Annotated in this window: 4 protein-coding genes; 1 reads left to right on the forward strand and 3 read right to left on the reverse strand. The window is 35.7% G+C overall.

The features are described 5' to 3' along the window. The first annotated feature begins 124 nt into the window (after positions 1-124). Positions 125-778 (forward strand): O-methyltransferase, encoded by a 654-nt coding sequence (locus A9Q93_RS02390; protein WP_303685783.1) that lies wholly within the window; start codon positions 125-127, stop codon positions 776-778. Here A9Q93_RS02390 and A9Q93_RS02395 read toward each other — a convergent pair. From A9Q93_RS02395 to A9Q93_RS02405, 3 genes are read right to left on the reverse strand one after another with little or no spacing between them, the layout of a single operon-like run. After that, positions 761-1333 (reverse strand): phosphatase PAP2 family protein, encoded by a 573-nt coding sequence (locus A9Q93_RS02395; RefSeq protein ID WP_303685784.1) that lies wholly within the window; start codon positions 1331-1333, stop codon positions 761-763. The two genes, A9Q93_RS02390 and A9Q93_RS02395, sit on opposite strands and share 18 nt — an antisense overlap. Before the next feature lie 7 nt (positions 1334-1340). Then, on the reverse strand, positions 1341-1616 hold the full coding sequence (locus tag A9Q93_RS02400) for a twin-arginine translocase TatA/TatE family subunit (RefSeq protein WP_303685785.1): 276 nt from the start codon (positions 1614-1616) through the stop codon (positions 1341-1343). A 39-nt stretch (positions 1617-1655) separates the two neighbouring features. Further along, positions 1656-2483, reverse strand: a complete 828-nt coding sequence (locus A9Q93_RS02405; RefSeq protein ID WP_303685786.1) for a hypothetical protein — start codon at positions 2481-2483, stop codon at positions 1656-1658. Between the last annotated feature and the right edge of the window lie 184 nt (positions 2484-2667).

Consider the following 2667-nt stretch of genomic DNA (forward strand, 5'->3'; position numbering starts at 1 on the left):
CAAACACTATACGTTTTCATGGCTGTCATGCCGTGAGACATGATGATCATATTCATCTTCAAATCTCAAAATAGGAGTACAATTAAAATCTTACTTCGTAATTTTACATTTCTAAAACCATTTCATGTTTTTCTTACCTAAAGATCTTGATAATTATATAGTCGCTCATTCTGAAGATGAGCCGCAAATACTGCAAGATCTAGCGAGAGAGACCTATCAAAAGGTGTTGCAACCCATTATGCTTTCTGGGCCTTATCAAGGCCGTGTTTTGAGCATGATCTCCCATTTAAAAACTCCTAAGCGCGTTCTAGAAATAGGAACCTTCACCGGTTACTCTGCACTTTGCATCGCAGAAGGAATGCCTGATAATAGTGAGCTCATCACCATCGATATTAATGAAGAACTAGAAGATCTTGCTGCTGGATATTTTTCTCGCTTTCGCGAAAGCGGCACTAAAAACATTTCCATTAACCTAAAAATAGGTGATGCTACGACAATAATCCCAGAGCTGGAAGGAACCTTTGACCTTGTTTTCATAGATGCCGATAAGCCTAATTATGTAAACTATTTTCACCTTATTATGGAAAAAGTACACTCGGGCAGCCTCATTATTTCTGATAATGTTTTATGGCATGGTAAAGTAGTTGAAGAAGTCAATGCAAAGGATAAATCTACTCCTATTCTGCTAGAATTTAATCGACTTTTAAAAGAAGATCCTAGATTGCAAACTGTGCTTCTATCGGTACGCGATGGCCTCACATTAAGCCGTGTGTTGTAGTTTTCTTGTCATTTTTGCAAAGAGCACAAAACTAATCCATCCTAGAAATAATCCTACCAGCATTCCTACAGTAATATCTGCTGGGTAATGTACGCCTACAAATATTCTAGAAAAAGCAAAAGTGAATGGCCATAAATAGAATAGGTAAATCCACTTGGTCACATTCCTTGATCGCAAGGCATGGACTACAAATGTGGTTACTGCAAAACTTACTGCACTATGACCAGACCAAAAACTAAAATTTTCTGGTTTGAGTAATACTTGTATGCTGTCCATTAAAAGCGGCTCATTATTAGGTCGCAATCGCTCTACTCCATTTTTAACCAGATTAGTAAAAAATAAAGTAATCAAAGCCACAACAGGCACCATTACAATCGCCACATATCGTGTAGGTTTGTCAAAATTTTTATACAGTAAATAAAAGAATAAAATATAAAGGAAAGCCCAATTCTGAATTTGGGTAACAAAAATCCAAAAACCATGGAACTTGCCTATCCACAAACTATTGATCCATCTGAATAATTGCTGATCGGTTTCTACTAATTGCTCCCACATTGCGCCTTTAGAATTTGCGCTTTATTGAGCCAGATTCTTCGATTTGATCCTTTACCTCTTCAATTTTTTTAGTGATTTCATTTACATCCTTTGTAAAGCCATGTTCGTCTGCACTTTTGGTAATCTCGTGCTTGATATCATCAGTAGCATTGCGCACAGTTTTTATTGCTTTACCGAGACCTCTAGCGATCTCAGGCAACTTGTCTGAACCAAAAACCAAAATCACCACCAAGCCTACAATCATAAGCTCTGGCGTGCTGATAAATAAAGGGATCATTTTCATAGTGCAAATATACGATAGCAGAATTTTGAATGTGTACGACTATGGAATATAATTAAAAAACTCAAAACTAATTTCTGATGCACCTGAAGTTGTAGTGGTAATTTCTCGTGAACTCGGAAACTGATCTTCTTGAAGTGTATACTCATAATTAAAAGTACGATCTAGAGTTACACCATTAGAATCGCTGGTGTAGTCCATTCTACTAGATGGTAAATAACGAGTATAAGGAACAAAATCTGGAAAAATAAGGATTCTCAAGACATCATTCATATCTCTGAATGGATTGTTATTAAACTCATAAGTAAACTCACTATAACCTACTATAGTAAAACCATTTTCAGAGATTTTATTGATGCGATTAACATTGAAGTTTGCTGTATATTGATACCTTAAATCTTCTACTTGCGAGGTGGCTCCAGTCGTAGTAGTTAGTCTTGTAACTACCCTATTGATTCTGTTTTGAGTATCAGTATAAAGTTGTCTTTCTCTGAGGTCTCCGCTTGGTTCTATAGACTCAATAATGACTGTATCGTCTACATAACTGAAATTGTACGTTGTTGTAATGTTTGATTCTGTTTTTACTGCAGTTTCTAGTCTGTTGTTTGCGGCATAATCAAAAGAATAGTTCAGATCTTGATTACCATTAAAAGTAATGTTAGTGATAAGCTTGTTTTGATCGTAAGAGATCATGATGTTATCGGTAACGTTAGAAGGTGTAGTAGCAGCAATTTGTATATCACTCAATCCTACTACATCTAAGACAGGCTCAACGACTTCTTGATTCGTACCAGAATTGCTATCTAAGGATGGATCATCACACGATATAAACGCCACAGCTAGAATTAGAAAAGAAAAGAAACACTTCATGATACAAATGTATTTTAATTAAACACAAAAAAGCCAGATTCATTGTGAATCTGGCTTTAAAATAAATGTTTTAAAAACTATTACTGCTTCATTTGCTCAAACTTATTCACCTCAGCAGCTGCTGGCCATGAATTATTTGAAACATCAATATCAGCAGTTTCTAACTTAGGATCAATTACGATTT

The sequence above is a fragment of the Nonlabens dokdonensis genome, from assembly GCF_002162835.1.
Lineage (GTDB): Bacteria > Bacteroidota > Bacteroidia > Flavobacteriales > Flavobacteriaceae > Nonlabens > Nonlabens dokdonensis_B.